The following is a 17,591-nucleotide window of genomic DNA, read 5'->3' as shown; positions in this document are numbered from 1 at the left end:
TCAGTGCTGACATGGACGTATGTTATCAGCATCCCGCAGGAGCGGCAAACGCCTTTTGCGGCCATATTCAGCACTCTGCTCCGCTAAAAGGGAAGATAAGGCACGTAAGGGGGATCATTCTCTTTTTCCTCAACGAATCGTCACGTTTACGACACATTTGCGCGTTTTTATCCGTTTCGGCTGGAAATGCGAAAAAAACTTTTAACGCTCGCCGATTTCCGCTGCCGCCGGCACGCTCCGCAAGCAGCAAAAAAGGATGCCCCTCGGCCGCTATCAGCGGCGCGGAGGGACATCCTTTTTATCGCGCGGAATCGCGCCTGCGGGCAGCGCCGCTCGGGTAGGCAGGGGGATCAGCCCGCCTCGCCGAGCAGCTCCTGAAGCTGCCGCTCCAGCGCGCGCAGCGAGTCGAGGCTGCCGCCGTCCCGCATCGAGCCGATGCGGCCGTCCAGCTCCCGCTGGAACGAGAGGCCCAGCGCGTCGGCCGCCGCGGCGAGCCCGGCTTCGAGGGCGGTCCGGTAATGGGCGAGCCAGTCCGCCGCCGCATGATCCATCCACGCCCGGATTTCCGGAGCGATTGTCTCCTCCAGCTCCTCCCGCAGCGCTTTTTTGCCCTCTCCCTCGAAGAAGGAGCGCGGGCTGCGGAACAGGCTGTACAGCCGCTTCGCCTGCACGCCGGCGGACTGCCATGGCGCCGGCTCCGGCGGAGCGGCGAACGCAGCCGCTTCCCAAGGCGCCGGCTGGAAGCCCGGCAGCAGCTCGGCCAGCCTCGCGGCCGCCGCTTCGGCGCGGACGCGGATAAGCGCGCCGGAGGCCGTTTCGAGCCGCAGCGTCGTCGCCAGCAGCTCCTGGCTCAGCTCCAGCTGAAGCAGCCGCTGCAGCTCGAGCCATGACGTCCAGACGGCCCGCCGCAGGTCGCGCCCGTCGTCCTGCAGGCTCGACGGGTTGAAGGCATAGTTGAAGAAGTCGCCGAAGCCGTAGCGGATCCGCTGCTGGATGTAGTGGAACAGCTCCTGCAGCTCCTTCTCCAGCTCGGCGGCAGGCGGCGCCTCGGCGATGACGGCAGCGGCGTCCGCCCCGGCGGCGCGCAGCCCCTCGAGACGGGCGCGCTCATGCCGCCGCGTATCAGCGTCGCCTTCGGCCGCTTCGATCCAGCCGCGGATCGTATGCGCGGCACGCTCGAGCTCGCCGTCCGCCGCCTGCACGGCCAGCCGGCCGAGCTCGCCGCGCGTGAAGTCGAGGAAGCTTTGCTCGAACGCCGGGATGCCCGACGCCGCGAGCGCCGCCTCGTCGCCGTGCTTCCCTTTCAGCCCGAGCAGGCTCGATACCGGGAACAGCCGCGGGAAGCGGATGCCGTGCTGCAGCAGATTCGATTCGACATGCTTCAGCACGTCTCCCAGCTCCTCCGGTGAGGCCGCCAGGTCGGCGGCATTGACGAGGAAGAACATCTTGTCGAGCTCGAACTGGTCCTTCACCCGCCCCAGCTGCATGAGGAATTGCCGGTCCGCCTGCGAGAACGCATGGTTGTAATAGGTGACGAACAGGATCGCGTCGGCGTTCTTGATGTAGTTGAAGGCGACTCCGGTATGGCGGGCGTTCACCGAATCCGCGCCAGGCGTATCGACGAGCACGATGCCCTGGTCGGTCAGCGGCGAGCTGTAGAACAGCTCGATCTCGCGCACGAAGCAGGAGCGGCTTTCCTCCGCGACGTAACGGCGGTAGTCCTCCTCGCCGACGCGCAGCACCTCGCCGAGCTGCGGCGACAGCTCGCTCCAGCCGGCCGCCGCCGCCTTGAGGAAGCTGTAATGCGGCCGCCCGGCGGCATGGATGCCGTCCGGACGCAGCGCGGCGATCCGCTTCAGCAGCTCCGCCTCGGCGGCGCCGGAGGCGTCCTCGCCGAGCAGCGACAGCGAAAAGCGCAGATCGTCCAGCATCGCCTCGCGGGCTTTCATGCTGACGCGGGCCGTGCCGTGAGGCTGCTCCTCCGTCGGTGCAAGGATGCGGTTGATCGCCGCCGTTGTCGGATTCGGCGACACGGGCAGCGCCCGCTCGCCGATGAGCGCGTTGGCGAGCGACGACTTGCCCGCGCTGAACGCGCCGAACAGCGCGATCGTGAAGCGGCTCGCGCCGAGGCGCTCGGCGCGGGCGCGCATCGCCGCGGCCGCAGCGGCCAGCGCCGGCTCCGGCGCGAGCAGCTCCGCCGCGGCGCGCAGGCGCGCGGCGGCCGCGCGCTGCGGCGCGAGCGCGCCTGCGGCGGCTTCGCCGGCGGCAGTGCCAGCGCGGCGCGAGCCTGCGGCGGCCGGCGCAGGCGCGGCTTCGCCGGCGAGCGCCGGCTCCGGCGCTGCCGGAGCGCTACCGGCCGCGCCGGCGGCTGCGGCGGCGCGCGCTTGCGGCGCCGGCAGCGCCGGGCGCGCCGGCTCCGCCGGCAGCAGCGCCAGCGCGCGCGCCTCGCGCTGCGCGGCCGCCTCGCCGAGCGCGGCGAGGCCCGCGAGCGCCGCGGCTTGGCCGCCGAGCGCGGCCAGCTCGGCGCGCGCCGCTGCGGCGGCAGCGGCATAGCGCGGCCGCGCGGCCGTCGCGAGCGCCGCCGCCGCCTCAAAGGCGCCGCGCTTCAGCTGCGCCTTGATCTGCGCGGCGGCGTCGCGGCAGTACACGATCGTGTACTCGCCGCCGAACACCGCGCCGCTGCTGACGCGCTCCGCCAGCCAGGCGGCGTCCGGCCGCCAGGCGAGCGCCGCCTCGAGGCCGCTTTCCCAAGACTGCCGCTCCGGCCCCTGCAGCCCCTCGCGGTCCGCCGCCTTGCGCAGCAGGTCGGCCAGATGCCAGGCGGCCTCCGCCTGCACCTGCCGGCCGAGCTCCTCCTCGAACGCCGCCGCGCGCCGCTCCTGCTCGGCCGCCGTCTTGGAGGCGGCGAACAGCAGGCCCGTCTTGAAGCCCGGCTTGCGGCTCTCCAAAAACGACGCGGCGATGTCCCGGGTCGCGGCCGGCATCAGGTTGGCGTTGTCGAGAATTTTGCCGATCTCCGCCTGCAGCGACGCTTCCAGCGCCTGCGGTCCGGACTCGGCGCCGCCTGCGGCCTGCTCCAGCTCCCGCATCGCCGCCTGCAGTCCGGCCCGTTCCTCCTCCGGCCCGGCCTCGAGCTCCAGCCGCTCCCGCTGTGGCTCCTCCGCTTCGAGGCGATGCTTCAGCCAGCTGCGGGCGAGATGGCGGAGCGAGGCGTGCACGCTCCCGACGGCCAGCTCCGAGCGCAGCCCCTCCAGCTCGCCAAGCAGCTTCTTGAGCTCCTCGAACTGGCTCTGCGGATGCTCCGGCTCGCGCAAGGACAGGTAGAGCGTGCCGGCCGGCTCCAGATGCCAGCTGCGGAACGCCTCCTCCACGCTGCGCTTGTACTCCGCGAACGGCAGCTCCTCCTCGCGATGCTTGTCGATCTGGTTGACGATCAGATAGAGCGGCTTGCCCCAGTCCTTGAGCCCTTTGGCGAACTCGAAGTTGATCTCCGACTGGACATGATTGTAGTCCATCACGTAAAAGACGACATCCGCCAGATGCAGCGCCGACTCCGTCGCCATCCGGTGGGCGTCGTCCGTCGAGTCGATGCCCGGCGTGTCGAGCAGCGTCGTCTGCCAGCCGAAGCCGCTCGCCGGATAGGTCAGGTCGACGCTGCGGAAAACCTCTCCGTTTTTGCAATAGTCCTCCAGCCGCAGCGGATCGGCCTCGATCGTCCGCTCTTCCCCGTCCACGACCGCGTGGATGACCGCCCTCGCCGGTTCCCCCGACGCGATCGTCACGACGTTGGCGCTGGTCGGAATCGGACTCGACGGCAGCAGCCGCACGCCGCACAGCGCATTGACGAGCGTCGACTTGCCAGCCGAGAAATGGCCGCAAAACGCTACCGACAGCCGGCCGGCCTCCAGCTTCTCCTCCAGCTGGCGGGCTCTTCCCGCCAGCTCCTTCTCGCCTTGCTCGGCAAGCAGGACGGCCAGCCGCTCCGCCGAATAGCCGAGCCGCTTCGCCTCCTCCTGTCCGCTGGACATCGTTGCTGTTTCCCCTTGAGCCATGTCGCCATTCTCCTCTCCGCTTCGCCCGCCGGATCTCTCTGATCAAAAAGGTCAAAAAAGCGCAAAACAGCCGTCCCCGGGCGGCAGGGACGGCTGATGCTGCAATCGAATCGCCTTGCTCTGCGGCAGGCGCCGGCGCCGGTTTAAACGGCCGGCGCCTCCTCATCCTCATCCGTCGGGATGCAGATCTCGAACACATTGCCGTGCTGCAGGATCGTGATGCCGCGCTGCTTCTCGCGCATGACGACGACCTCCGGCTTCTGGCGCATGCGCTCCAGGTATTGGGCCGGCAGATCGCCGGAGCCGCTTACCGTCACGCCTTCGACGACGAGATCCTCGTTTTCTCCCGGAGGAGCTTCCATCACCTGCTCGTAAATATCGGAGAACAGACCGAAGTCATTCGTGAATACGCTGATGCATTTCATTGTTCATCATCCTTCGCTTAAAGGTTGGAAGCCTCGCGCCTGGCGGCGGCTCCCTTCTTGGATCTAGGTTTGGCGGCGGGGACCGCCTTCATGCGCCGCTGGCCTTCCTTGCACAGCCCGATGAGCGGACAGACGTCGCATTTGGGCTGCTGGGCCTTGCAGTGGTAGCGCCCGAAAAAGATGAAGCGATGATGGGTCAGCGTCCATTCATCCCGGGGAACGCGGCGCATCAGCTTCTTTTCGACCTCGAGCACGGAATCGTCCGGCTTCGCCAGCCCGAGCCGCTTGGACACCCGCTCCACATGCGTATCCACCGCGATCGCCGGGACGCCGAACGCGTTGCTGACGACGACGTTGGCCGTCTTGCGCCCGACGCCGGGCAGCTCCGTCAGCTCCTCATGCGTGCGCGGGACGTCGCCGTCATGCCGATCCAGCAGGATCCGGCACAGCTTCTGGATGTTCGCGGCCTTCGTGCGGAACAGGCCGATGCGGCGGATGTCCTGCTCGAGCTCGGCCAGCTCGACCTGCAGGTAATCCTCCGGCGAACGGTACTTCCGGAACAGATCCGCCGTCACGCGGTTCACCGTCTCGTCCGTGCACTGCGCGGACAGCAGCACCGCGATCGTCAGCTCGAACGCGTTTCCGTGGTTCAGCTCGCAATGCGCGTCCGGAAACAGCTCGGCCATCGTGTCGAGAATGAACCGGATTTTATCGGAAGCTTTCATTGGAACGCTCTCTCCCTAGTTGCACTATCGTTCAAAGTGTACCGAATCTGCCCGTCCGGCGCAACCGAAAAAGGCTGTCCGCGCAAAAAAAGAAGCGCCTCGCGGCGCTTTGTTGCGAAAATCTTCGTTTTTCAGCCTTTGACGACCTCCAGCAGCTTGCCTCCGAACACGTACAGCGTGACGGCATCGCCATCGGTCAGCGAAGCGATCGCGATCGCTTGCCCGTTCCAGCTGGCCGCCGCGCCTTCGGCGAGCGTGAAGCGATAGCTGTTGTCGGTAAGCGAGCTGCGCTTCACGAGCAGCTGGCCGTTCTCCATTTTCCAGAACGTCTTCTTGACGCCGGCGTTCGCTTCGATGACGACGGCTCCATCGGCGTTTTTGCGCGTCTCCACGCGGTCGCCGACAGCCAGCGTCGACACGCTGCCGCTCGCCGCTCCGTTCTTGACGATGCTGTAGCCGCTGCCGAGCTCGATCGTGCGCGCCGAGCCGCCGTACTCCTGCACGGTGACAGAGCTGGCACCGATCTGCGTGACGACGCCGTAGCGGACCGTCACGAGCGTCAGCGACGATGGCGTCTGACCCGCATAAGTGACGTTCACCGTAGCTCCCGCCGCAAGCGAGACGAACGGAACGGTCGCGCCGTCGTCGCCGCGCAGCGGCAGGCTGCCCGCGCTGAGGGCGATGCCGCTGCCGGAAGCCGGCTGCAGGCCGAGGATCTTGTTGGCCGCATCGACCGACGAGATTTTGTACTGCACGCCCTGATGGACGCGCAGGCTCGTCGCCTTGGCCTGATTCGTATCGAGGCCGGCCGTCACGCGCATTCCGACCTTGACGTCGGCAATCGTCGCGCCGCTCTTGCCGTACCAATCGACGGAGAGCGCATCGAACGGCAGCGTCGCCGACGTGCCGTCGTCAAGCGACAGCGCCAGCGTCTTGGTCGCCGTATTGAGCAAGCCGATCGTGCCCGTGTATTGATACACGAAGCGGATCAGCACGGCGTCGCTGCCGGAATAGCCGACCGTCACGCGCTGGCCCTGGCGCAGCATGCCCGCCGCCGTCGACAGCGGCACGTTCGTGCCGTTCAGCTCGACCCGCGTCTTGTCGGTCACCTGGAGCGCCGCGAGCTTGCCGTTCGTGCCCTTGACGGTGAGAGCCTTCTGCTCGGCGCTGTAGCTGAGCACCTCGGCTCCGGTCAGCGTCGTCAGCGAGCGGTTCTTGACCGTGATCGAGGTGATCTTGCCGGCGGCGTCGAGCGCGAGCTCCAGCTGGTCGTCCTTGTACAGGTCGCCGAGCACCGGCTGCTCGATGCCGGGTATCGTCAACGTCACGTTGTCCGCAAGCTTGCTCGTCTGGGCTTTTCCGGCAACCTCGTAAATCAGGTACTCTCCCGTATAGGCGCTGAACGTGCCGCTCGCGCTCCGCACCGTCGTATCCGTCACCTTCACCGACACGACCTGGCTGTCCTTGACGGAATAGCTGACCGTATCGCCCGCCTTCAGTCCGGCAAGGCCGCCCTCCAGCGCGCGGCCGTCCCAGCCGAGCACGACGAGTCCCGCCGCTGCCGGCCACGTCTCGTCGGCGCCGGACGCCGTCTTGACCGTCAGCATGCCGTTCGCCGAGGCGGCGACGGTGCCGGCGCCTTCCTTGGTCACCGGAGCCGACTTGACGACGATCTCGAGCGCGCCCGGCTTGTCGCGGAACGTATCCGTCTTGACGATGACCTGGCTGTCCGTCTTGAGATCGGCGAGCTCCAGCTTCGCGCCCTCCTGCGACTTGATCGCAAGCGACGAGTCGTAGGAAACGCCGATCATGTTCTGCCCATCCCAGAGCCATACCGTATTCTGGCCGGGAGCGATCTGCTTGATCGTGCCCTCGGTCGACTTCACCTGCTGCTCCGTGTCGGTCTGCTCCACATAAAGCGCGTCCGTGCCTCCGCCGAGCACCTGCACATGCGTGTACAGCTGCAGCTCGGAGCCGGACTTCAGCGCCGTCTCGCTGTCGAAGCGGTAGAAGCGGACATCCGCGGCGAGGTTGAACGTGCGGAAGCCTTCATCGGTATAGACGGTAGCCGTCGTGCCGCTGAGCGCCGTGAGCACGCCCTCCGTCTCGCCCGGGTAAGAGACCGGCGCGAGCGTCTGCGCGCGGCTGAACAGCGTCGCCGCCGAAGCCCGGTTGACGGCGGAGACCGGATCGAACTTCTCCGCCGTCACGCCTTTGACGAGTCCGAGCGAGACGCCTGCATTGACATACCCGGCATAACCCGCGCCGATGGAGGCGGCGTCCTGGAAGCCGGAGCTTTTGGAGGCCAGCTCCTGAGCGAGCTGCTGCTTGCCTGCGGCGCGCACGATCAGCTTCGTGATCCATTCGCGCGATGCGGCGGAAGCGCCCCATTCCTGCTTCGGCTGCGATTCGGCCAGCTTGAACTCCTCTTCCTGGCTGAGCAGGCCCAGCTTCATCGCCAGCACGACGTACGGCTTGTAGTAGTTGTTCACTTGGAACGTATCGGGGAAGACGACGGCCTGCGAGGCGTCGATCTCCTTTTCCTTGCCCATGAAGCGGAGCGCCATGACGACGGCTTCCTGGCGGCTCACCGACGCCGAAGGGCGGAATTGCCCTTGGTTGCCGACGATGATGCCCTGCAGGGCCAGCTTCATGATGCTGCGCTCCGCCCAATGTCCGGCTTTGACGTCGGCGAAGAAGGATCCGGCCGCTGCGGCCGCTGTCGTCCCCCCGGACACGGAAGAAGCCGCTGCATGAGCAGCGGCAGGTCCTCCAGCCAGGAAGGAGAGGGCGATCATGCCCGTGGCGAAACGATAGGCTTTTGTACTTAATGGCATCTGTTCCGGCTCTCCCCTATGAATGGAATGAAGTAGATCTGGTTATCGGCGGCCTTCGTACGAAGCGCGCTTGATCGGATGCTCCAGCTCGACGTGGCCCATCAGGCTCTCGACCGCCTCGCCGTCCACCGTCACGTCGAGCGACTCGATTTCGGGAAACTGAAACGCCGTGCGCGCCAGCGAGTCGATGGCAAGCTGCTCGCCCGACCCGCCCAAGCGCGCATCGTCCGGCAAGGTCAGGTCGACCTGCGCCGCCCCGTCCTTGAGCTGCACGGAACGGAACTCCACTCCTTGCCATAAGGACAAATAGCCGTCGCGGTCCGCTCCGGCCAGCGCCTCGAGCGCGGCAGCGAGCTTGTCGGCATCGCTCTTGTAGGAAATTTCCGCATCGAATGCCTTGAGCTCCAGCAGCTCCGAATCGGTTTGATAAATCTGGATCGTCGCCTTTTGCAGCTGCGCCTCCGCTCCGCTCCCGGCGGAAGCTCCGTCGCCGGAGCCTTCGGCCGTCTGCGGCGACGGCGACAAGGAAGGAGCCGCCGTCGCGGCAGGAGACGGGGACGGCGATGGGCTGGACGCTCCCGCCCCGCCCTCCGGCGCCTTGGCGCCGCAGCCTGCAAGCGCGGCCGTAACGGCGGCGGCGGCCAGCAGCGCCGCCAGCTTGAATCTAGGCTGCTTCATGGCTCTGTCGCCTCCTTACAGCTTCAAATATTCCTTGATTCCTGCCACGAGCGCTTGCGCGATCTCGTTCTGCTTCTTCTCGTCGAACAGGATCGCTTCGTCCTTGGCGTTCGTGAGGAAGCCGGATTCCGTCAGCACCGCCGGCATCGTCGTTTGCTTGATGACGACAAAGCCCGCCGTCTGCACCTTGCGGTCCGGAAGTCCGGTCGCGCCGAGCAGATGCTTCTGGATGATGTCAGCGAGCGTCTTGCTGTCCGCCCGATTATAGAAGGTTTCGGTCCCCGAAGCCGAGGAGCCTTTGAGCGCGTTCGCGTGAATCGAGATGAACACGTCCGCTTTCAGCCTGTTGGCGATTGCAGCCCGCTCTTCCAGAGCGATGAAGGTGTCGTCCGAGCGCGTCAGGATCGGCTCGATGCGAGCCTCCTTCTTGAGCAGCTCGTTCACCTTGAGGGCGATGGCCAGGTTGTACGCCTTCTCCGTCTTGCCGCTGATGCCGATCGCCCCCGGATCGTGGGCGCCGTGTCCGGCGTCGATGACGACCTTGAAGATCTTGTCGCCCGACGGCGTCGTCGGAATCGGAGGCACCGGCTCGGTCGAGCCGAGGACGCTCAGCTGCACGAGGCCTTCGGACTTGGTGAGCGTATACTGCGCCGCCGCCGTCAGATCCCATACGATCCGGACCGTAGAAGGCTTGTCCGAATAATGGGAGAAGCGAATTTTGCTCACCAGAGGGTTGTCCGTGACGATCTCGCCCATCTTGGCCGTCGTCGCCGTGAAGCCCGGGGCGAATGCGTCCGCGAACGCCGATGCCGGAATGTCCAGCACGAGCCGGTCCGGTCCGGTCAGCACCTGCGGCTCGCCTACCGTCGCGATGCCTTGGTAGGCGATGCTCGTCGTGCCGATGCCGTCGTACTGGATAGAGGTGACGAGCGCCTGCGCGTCGGAAGGCACCGTGCCGCCGCCATTGCCGCCGCCCGGCTCCGTGCCGCCCTGGCCGGGATCCGGCTGGCTGCCGGTTCCGCCTGTGCCGGGCTGGCCGCCGCTGCCGTCCGTGCCCGGGTTTGCGGGCTCCTGCACGGCCGGCTGGAACAGATACACCGACTTGGCAGGCGCGTCGTAGTACACCTCCAAGCCCATGTTCTCGCTCACGAAGCGCAGCGGCACCATCGTCGTGCTGGCCGCTCCGCTGCCGACAATTTTCGCCGGCGTCGGCAGAGCGACCTTCGAGCCGTTGACGACGGCGGACTTGCTGCCGACGATGAGCTCGATGAGGCTGTCTCCGTTATGTATGACTGCCTTTTTTGCCGCCTTGTCCCACGTCACGTCAAAGCCCATCCCCTCGGCTACCGTGCGGATCGGAATGAACGTCGTGCTCTGGTCGATCCGGGGCGCCGATGCCGACTGAAGCTCCAGGCCGTTCAGGAACAGCTTGGGAGCCTTGCTCGCCGCGGAAGTGGCCGAAGCGAACATGGTTAACGCTGCTACGAGAAACACCAGCATCAGAACTGCTTTTTTCATCATTCACCTCGAAAAACGGATTCACCCGCCTTGCCTGTCCGGCGGCAGTGGACGTTGGCAAAGTCAGGCAAAAGGTTAGACGCGAAGCGTCCCGAAAAGTTGCGAAAAAAAGGGAACCGTGGCAACTTTTTTGCGTATAGGCGAGGTTGGCTCTTCGCAGGCCGCGCCGCTCCGGCAAATGACCGCTCGACGAATGCTGACGCCGCGACAAATCGTCTTTGCTTCGCTGGCTGCAGATCGAGTTGCTCGGTTTTTCCGCACAACTCTAACAGTTCGCTCCTCTTCTGACCCAGTTACTCGGTTTTTCCGCGCAACTCCGACCGCTCGCTCCTCTTCTGACCCCAGTTACTCGGTTTTTCCGCACAACTCTGACCGTTCGCTCCTCTTCTGACCCAGTTACTCGGTTTTTCCGCGCAACTCCGACCGCTCGCTCCTCTTCGGACCCCAGTTACTCGGTTTTTCCGCGTAACTCCGACCGTCCGTTCCTCTTCGAACCCCAGTTACTCGGTTTTTCCGCGTAACTCCGACCGTTCGCTCCTCTTCTGACCCCAGTTGCTCGGTTTTTCCGCTCAGTTCTCTCTCTGATCCGCCTCCCGCGCATACGAGTAACTCGATTTTCTCGACTTAATGCCTCGGCTTCGTGCCTCCAACCACCCGCTAACTCGATTTTTTCGACTTAATGCCTCGGCTTCGTGCCTCCAACCACCCGCTTACTCGATTTTTTCGACTTAACGCCCCGGCTTCGTGCCTCCAACCACCCGCTTACTCGATTTTTTCGACTTAATGTCTTGGCTTCGTGCGAGCGGTGCGGACCTGTCCAAACCCGGTGAGACCGGCGTGGCGCGCATGGTAATCGTCTCCCAGGAGCGCGTAAGGCTCCTGTTCCGATTTTACAGAGCGTGCAGGTCAATCAGCTCCCGGTGCGTAAGATTGTCGTTCCCAGCGACACGGGAGCGCTCAACCCTGCCGTCTCCCGAGTATGCGGGAGACGCGCCCCTCCCCCAAAAAAAGGGGGAGAGGCGAAGCTGATGGACACGGCAGAGCGAAGCGAGACGATGCCTTTCGGAGAAGCGGCAGCGGTCCTCTTGGAAGACGGATGGCCTCCGCCTAGGAGGTCAAAAAATCAGGGCATCCGGCTTCCAGTGGAATCGGAGAAAGGCTCGGCTCGCGCAGCGGGCTTCTTGTCCATTAATCTGTCGGCTCACGGCCGCCCTCTCCCCCACGCCGAAAAATAAAAACCCGCCTGCGGACTCCGCAGACGGGCAAGCAAACTTTTTACGCGAAAGCGCCCTGACGACGCTCCTCATACGCGGAAATCTCATCCGCATGCTTCAGCGTCAGGCCGATGTCGTCCAGCCCTTGAAGCAGGAACTGGCGGCGATGCTCGTCGAGCTCGAACTCGATGCGCAGGCCGTGCGCGTCGGTCAGCAGCTTGTTTTCCAGATCGACGCTCAGCTCGTAGCCCTCATGCGCGGCGGTGCGCTGGAACAGGTCCTCGACCTGCTCCTCGCTCAGCTTGATCGGCAGGATGCCGTTCTTGAAGCAGTTGTTGTAGAAGATATCCGCGTACGACGGCGCGATGACGACCTTGTAGCCGTAGTCGAGAATCGCCCACGGCGCGTGCTCGCGGGAGGAGCCGCAGCCGAAGTTGGCGCGCGAGATCAGCACGGATGCGCCTTGATAGCGCGGCTTGTTGGGCTCGAAGTTCGGGTTGACGTTGCCCTCTTCGTCGAAGCGCCACTCGAAGAACAGGAACTGGCCGAAGCCGCTGCGCTCGATGCGCTTGAGGAACTGCTTGGGAATGATGGCGTCCGTATCGACGTTGACCCGGTCGACGGGGGCGACGATGCCCGTATGCTTCACGAATGGTTCCATGATCGGTGAAACTCCCCTCTGTATGAAACGGCCTGAGCCGCTGGTATTTATTAGTTCGCTACCGCTTGCTTGATCTTCCAGTCGCGCACGTCCGTGAAGCGGCCCTCGATCGCAGCCGCCGCGGCCATCGCCGGGGAGACGAGATGCGTGCGGCCGCCGCGGCCCTGACGTCCCTCGAAGTTGCGGTTGGACGTAGAGGCGCAGCGCTGGCCCGGCTGCAGCACGTCGGGGTTCATCGCGAGGCACATCGAGCAGCCCGCCTCGCGCCATTCGAAGCCAGCCTCGACGAACACCTTGTCGAGCCCTTCCTTCTCGGCCTGCATCTTGACGCGTCCGGAGCCCGGCACGACGATCGCGGTGACGCGGTCACTCACCTTATAGCCGCGGGCGATCTCGGCGGCGGCGCGCAGGTCCTCGATGCGGCCGTTCGTGCAGGAGCCGATGAACACGTAGTCGATCGGAATCTCGGCCATCGGCGTGCCCGGCTTCAGATCCATGTATTCCAGCGCCTTCTCGGCCGCCTTGCGCTCGTTCTCCGTCGGCAGGTCGGACGGGTTCGGCACGGCAGCCGTAATGTCGGTGCCCATGCCGGGGCTCGTGCCCCAGGTTACTTGCGGAATCAGGCTGTCGACGTCGAACTCCAGCACGGTGTCGTACTCGGCACCCTCATCGGTCGTCAGCTGGCGCCATGCCTCGATCGCGGCGTCGAAGTCGGCTCCCTGCGGCGCGTACTCGCGGCCGCGCAGGTACTCGAACGTCGTCTCGTCCGGAGCGATCAGGCCGGCGCGCGCGCCGCCCTCGATGCTCATGTTGCAGACGGTCATGCGCTCCTCCATCGTGAGCGACGCGATCGACTCGCCCGTGTATTCCAGCACGTAGCCGGTGGCGAAGTCGGTGCCGTACTTGGCGATCAGGCCGAGGATCATGTCCTTGGCGGTGACGCCGGGCTTGCGGCTGCCCTTGAAGCGGATCGCCATCGTCCGCGGCTTGGACTGCTGCAGGCACTGGGTGGCGAGCACATGCTCCACCTCGCTCGTGCCGATGCCGAACGCCAGCGCGCCGAACGCGCCGTGCGTGCTCGTGTGGCTGTCGCCGCAGACGATCGTCTTGCCCGGCCAGGTGAGGCCGATCTCAGGCCCCATGACGTGCACGACGCCCTGGTCGATGTTGTTGAGATCGAACAGCTTGACGCCGAAGTCGGCGCAGTTCTGCGTGAGCGTGTCGACCTGCTGCTTGGAGATCGGGTCCTTAATGTTGAAGCGGTCCTTGGTCGGAACGTTGTGGTCCATCGTCGCGAACGTGCGGTCCGGGCGGCGGACCTGGCGGCCGGAGAGGCGCAGTCCCTCGAACGCCTGCGGCGACGTGACCTCGTGGACGAGATGCAGGTCGATGTAGAGGATGCTCGGCTTGCCCTCTTCCGCGTGGATGACGTGATTGTCCCAGATTTTTTCGAACATCGTGCGCTTTTTCATAAGTTATCACCCCGTATGAGTATCGGTGCCGTTTGTTGATCTGCCTCCAGCATACACGCCGGCAGTTGATTGTTCCAAGATATAATATCTATAATCATTATAGGAGTCTGTTATAAATCGCCCGGCCGCGCCGAGGCGCCGAAGGAGTCGAACGATGGAACTACGCCAGCTGCATTACGTCATCCAGATCGCCAAGGAGCTGAACTTCTCGCGCGCCGCCGAGAAGCTCCATATCGCCCAGCCGTCGCTCAGCCAGCAGCTGTCCAAGCTGGAGAAGGAGATCGGCGTGCTGCTCGTCCGCCGCACGACCAACTCCGTCGAGCTCACCCATGCGGGGGAGGTGTTCGTGGACAAGGCCCAGGACATCCTCGACCGCATCGAGCAGCTCAAGACCGAGATGGAGGACATGGCCCAGATGAAAAGAGGCCGCCTCGTCATCGGCAGCCTGCCGATCACCGGCTCCCACATCCTGCCGATCGTGCTGCCGGAATTCGGCCAGCGCTTCCCCGACATCGAGCTCGTGCTCGTCGAGGATACGACGGCCAAGCTCGAGCAGCTCGCCGCCAGCGGGCAGACCGACATCAGCCTGCTGACGCTGCCGCTCATCGACTCGACGCTCGTCTACGAGCCGCTCATCCGCGAGGAGATCACGCTCGCCGTGCCGCCGAGCCATCCGCTCGCCGGCCGGACCGAGCCGATCGAGCTGGAGACGCTGCGCGAGGAGCCGTTCATCGTGCTCAAGAAAGGCCAGGGCTTCCGCAAGATCGCCCTCGACCTGTGCGCGGGCGCCGGCTTCCAGCCGCGCATCGTGTTCGAGAGCAGCAACATCGAGACGGTGCAGTCGCTCGTCGCCGCCGGCATGGGCGTCGCCTTCATCCCGCAGATGATCGCGCAGGGACGCCATACGGAGTTCACGCCGTCGTTCATTCCGCTCGCCGGCAAGCCGTCGCGCACGCTCGTCATCGCCAGCCGCAAGGGCCGCTACCTGTCCAAAGCGGCGGAAGCCTTCATCGAGACGATGAAGGCTTCCGTAAGCCGCCACTACGGCGGGCAGGACTAGAGCCCGGCCGCTGCGGCCGCGCCCTACAGCCGGTACAGCTGCGGCCTGCGGTCCTCGAAGACGGGAATGCGCGAGCGCACCTCGTCGACCAGCGACAGATCGATGTCGGCGCTGAGGATCGTCTCCTCCTCGCCCGCCTCGGCGATCACTTCGCCCCACGGGTCGATGATCATCGAGTGGCCGAAAAATTCCGTCGATCCGCTCATGCCCGTGCGGTTGCAGGCGATGACGTACATCTGGTTCTCGATCGCGCGCGCGATCAGCAGCGAGCGCCAGTGATGCAGGCGCGGCTTCGGCCATTCCGCCGGCACGAACAGAGCCTTGGCCCCGGCCAGCGCGAGCGAGCGGGCGAGCTCCGGAAAGCGGATGTCGTAGCAGATCATCATCGCCGCGTCCGCTCCTTCGAGCGGGAACAGGCCGAGGCGCGAGCCGGCCGCCAGATGCTTCTCCTCGTCCATCAGCCGGAACAGATGGATCTTCTCGTACTGTCCGGCCAGCTCTCCCTCCCGATTATAGGCGTAGGCGGCGTTGTACACCTCCTGCGCCCTCTTTTCCGCGATCGAGCCGCCTACGACATGCACGCCCGCCCCCCGGCTGAACGCCGAGAGCATGCCGCGCGTCCGCGCCCCTTCCTCGTCGGCCAGCTCGCCGATGCGTTCGAGCGCGTAGCCGGTATTCCACATCTCCGGCAGCACGATCACGTCGGGCTTGTCCGCCGCCGCGGCCGCCTCCTGCAGCCTGGCCTGCACCCGGCCGAAGTTCAGCTCCGGCTCTCCTGCGTCTATATGAAGCTGCAGCGCCGACACGCGCAGCTTGCCTCTGGTTCCGCTCATGCCTCCAACCCCTTTCCGCGCATCCGCCTTGGAATGCTTGTCTAGATGCTACTATTCTTGCCGCCTCATAGGGCGCTGTCAAGATGGACAGCTTAATAGCGAAGTTCCGGCTGCCCGAGGCAGCACGAAAGGAGATGTTTTGCCCATGCGATTCCTTCCCTCTCGATCGCGCGCCGCGCGCATGCGGCTGGCCGCCGCTGCGCTTGTCCTCCTGCTGCTCGCGAGCCTGCTGCCGCAGGCTGCCGCGGCTGCGGCTCCGGCGCCGAGCAAGCCCGACCGTCCCGTCCAGGTGTTCGACGTCCGCGCCGGCAAGGTCGTGCAGTCGTTTCCGAATGAGGACGCGTACCAGCAGATCGCCCGCGCCTGGCTGGACGCGGCCGAAGGGCTGTCGCCCAATCTGTCCCCGGACGATGACTGCGGCTATGTGTTCCGCATCCCGCTGCGGAAGCCCGCCTCGGTGAAGGTCGGCAGCCTGCGCCTGACCGCCGAGGACGTGTTCCTGTTCTATTGCCCCGAGCGCGAGCCGGAGCTGCTCGTGTTCGACGAGCGCAAGAAGCCGTACCTGCTGACCGCCCGCCCCGATCTGCGGCCGTTCTTCGAGCGGATCGGCTTCGAGCCCTGACCGCTCCGCTCGACAGTCCGTCCCTCCTCTGCTACCATGGGTGCAGCAAGCCGGAAGCGAGCGCGCGAGCCGCAGCGGTCCGGCCAAGGATGATGATGGAGTGATGACAAGATGAGCAAAAGCCGCTTCGGCGCGGCGGCGCCCGGCATCGTGCCCGCCCGCCGCTTGCAAGGGCTGCCCGAGCAGTTTTTCGCCAAGCTGGTCGGCAAGGCGAACGCCCGCGCCGCGCTCGGCCGGGATGTAATCAATCTCGGCCAGGGCAACCCGGATACGCCGACGCCCGCCCATATCGTGGAGAAGATGCAGCAGGCGTCCGCCGATCCGCGCTACCACCGCTACCCGCCGTTCCGCGGCTTTCCGTTCCTGAAGGAAGCGGTCGCGCTGCGGTACAAGGAGGATTACGGCGTCGAGCTCGATCCCGAGACCGAGGTCGCGATCCTGTTCGGCGGCAAGACGGGCCTGATCGAGATCAGCCAGTGCCTGCTCGATCCCGGCGACCTGTGCCTCGTGCCCGATCCGGGCTACCCGGACTACTGGTCCGGCGTCGCGCTGTCGGGCGCGCGCATGTCGTTCATGCCGCTGCGCGAGGAGAACGGCTTCCTGCCGGACTACAGCCGCATCGGCGCGGACGACCGCCGGGACGCCAAGCTGATGTTCTTCAACTATCCGAACAACCCGACCGGAGCGGTCGCGACGCCGGAGTTCTACCGCGAGACGGTCGAGTTCGCCGCGGCGAACGGCATCGTCGCCGCCAGCGACTTTGCCTACGGCGCGCTCGGCTTCGACGGCCGGCGGCCGATCAGCTTCCTCGAGACGCCCGGCGCCAAGGAGGTCGGCGTCGAGTTCTACACGCTGTCCAAGACGTACAACATGGCCGGCTGGCGCGTCGGCTTCGCGCTCGGCAACGCGCGCACCGTCGAGCTCATCAACCTGATCCAGGACCACTATTACTGCAGCCTGTTCGGCGGCATCCAGGAAGCGGCGGCGGCGGCGCTGACCGGCTCCCAGCAGTCGGTGCGCGAGCTCGGCGCCAAGTACGAGTCGCGGCGCGAGGCGCTGTTCGGCGAGCTGGAGCGCATCGGCTGGCAGGCGGAGCGGCCCGGCGGCTCGTTCTTCTGCTGGCTGCCGGTGCCGAAGGGCATGACGTCGGAGCAGTTCGCCGACATCGCGCTCGAGCAGGCCGACGTCGTCGTCGCGCCCGGCGTCGGCTTCGGCCGGCACGGCGAAGGCTACGTGCGGCTCGGCCTGCTGACGGACGAGGATCGGCTGCGCGAGGCGGCCGCCCGCATCGGCAGGCTCGGCCTGTTCGGCTAAGGCCGCTTCCGGCCCGCCCGGCTGTCCCGCCCGCATCGGCAGGCTCGGCCTGTTCGTCTGCGGGCGGCCGAGTGCCGGGGAGGCGGAGCCCCGCCTCCCCGCTCGCGGTCCTTTACGGCTTTACAGTGCCCGGGCGTCATGGTATGCTGGGTTCAATTCAACACGTTAGACGCTGTGAAG

General features: G+C 65.8%; 12 protein-coding genes. 3 read left to right on the top strand and 9 right to left on the bottom strand.

Annotated features, from left to right (window positions below; all coding sequences use genetic code 11):
• Positions 1-350 precede the first annotated feature (350 nt).
• From GE073_RS11715 to leuC, 8 genes are all read right to left on the bottom strand, one after another.
• Complete coding sequence (locus GE073_RS11715) at positions 351-4,052, bottom strand: dynamin family protein (RefSeq protein WP_153783502.1); 3,702 nt, start codon at positions 4,050-4,052, stop codon at positions 351-353.
• Between the two features lie 143 nt (positions 4,053-4,195).
• On the bottom strand, positions 4,196-4,477 hold the full coding sequence (locus GE073_RS11710) for a hypothetical protein (protein ID WP_028599689.1): 282 nt from the start codon (positions 4,475-4,477) through the stop codon (positions 4,196-4,198).
• Between the two features lie 17 nt (positions 4,478-4,494).
• Positions 4,495-5,202: an endonuclease III gene (gene nth, locus GE073_RS11705; protein ID WP_153783501.1), complete on the bottom strand. Its 708-nt coding sequence runs from the start codon at positions 5,200-5,202 to the stop codon at positions 4,495-4,497.
• A 131-nt stretch (positions 5,203-5,333) separates the two neighbouring features.
• Positions 5,334-8,039 carry an S-layer homology domain-containing protein gene (locus GE073_RS11700; protein WP_153783500.1) on the bottom strand — a complete coding sequence of 902 codons (2,706 nt, stop codon included), beginning with the start codon at positions 8,037-8,039 and terminating at the stop codon, positions 5,334-5,336.
• Positions 8,040-8,081: 42 nt separating this feature from the next.
• Positions 8,082-8,717: a GerMN domain-containing protein gene (locus GE073_RS11695; protein WP_043111586.1), complete on the bottom strand. Its 636-nt coding sequence runs from the start codon at positions 8,715-8,717 to the stop codon at positions 8,082-8,084.
• A gap of 15 nt (positions 8,718-8,732) precedes the next feature.
• On the bottom strand, positions 8,733-10,187 hold the full coding sequence (locus GE073_RS11690; protein WP_228551440.1) for an N-acetylmuramoyl-L-alanine amidase: 1,455 nt from the start codon (positions 10,185-10,187) through the stop codon (positions 8,733-8,735).
• Between the two features lie 1,323 nt (positions 10,188-11,510).
• Positions 11,511-12,110: a 3-isopropylmalate dehydratase small subunit gene (gene leuD, locus GE073_RS11685; RefSeq protein WP_028599694.1), complete on the bottom strand. Its 600-nt coding sequence runs from the start codon at positions 12,108-12,110 to the stop codon at positions 11,511-11,513.
• Positions 12,111-12,160: 50 nt separating this feature from the next.
• On the bottom strand, positions 12,161-13,582 hold the full coding sequence (leuC, locus tag GE073_RS11680) for a 3-isopropylmalate dehydratase large subunit (protein WP_101809085.1): 1,422 nt from the start codon (positions 13,580-13,582) through the stop codon (positions 12,161-12,163).
• 154 nt (positions 13,583-13,736) lie between these two features.
• Between leuC and GE073_RS11675 the strand changes: the two genes are divergently transcribed.
• The gene (locus GE073_RS11675; protein WP_101809084.1) at positions 13,737-14,642 is read left to right on the top strand and encodes a LysR family transcriptional regulator; all 906 of its coding nucleotides are present in this window, start codon (positions 13,737-13,739) and stop codon (positions 14,640-14,642) included.
• Positions 14,643-14,665: 23 nt separating this feature from the next.
• Here the strand turns inward: GE073_RS11675 and GE073_RS11670 are convergent, their stop codons facing one another.
• On the bottom strand, positions 14,666-15,475 hold the full coding sequence (locus GE073_RS11670; protein ID WP_101809083.1) for a carbon-nitrogen family hydrolase: 810 nt from the start codon (positions 15,473-15,475) through the stop codon (positions 14,666-14,668).
• Positions 15,476-15,620: 145 nt separating this feature from the next.
• Between GE073_RS11670 and GE073_RS11665 the strand changes: the two genes are divergently transcribed.
• Both GE073_RS11665 and GE073_RS11660 read left to right on the top strand, forming a co-directional pair.
• Positions 15,621-16,097, top strand: a complete 477-nt coding sequence (locus GE073_RS11665; RefSeq protein ID WP_028599698.1) for a hypothetical protein — start codon at positions 15,621-15,623, stop codon at positions 16,095-16,097.
• Between the two features lie 111 nt (positions 16,098-16,208).
• On the top strand, positions 16,209-17,411 hold the full coding sequence (locus GE073_RS11660) for a pyridoxal phosphate-dependent aminotransferase (RefSeq protein WP_101809082.1): 1,203 nt from the start codon (positions 16,209-16,211) through the stop codon (positions 17,409-17,411).
• Positions 17,412-17,591 lie beyond the last annotated feature (180 nt).

The sequence above is a fragment of the Paenibacillus sp. B01 genome (assembly GCF_009649995.1).
Lineage (GTDB): Bacteria > Bacillota > Bacilli > Paenibacillales > Paenibacillaceae > Paenibacillus_O > Paenibacillus_O pasadenensis.
This window is presented reverse-complemented; position numbering and strand designations above follow the sequence as displayed.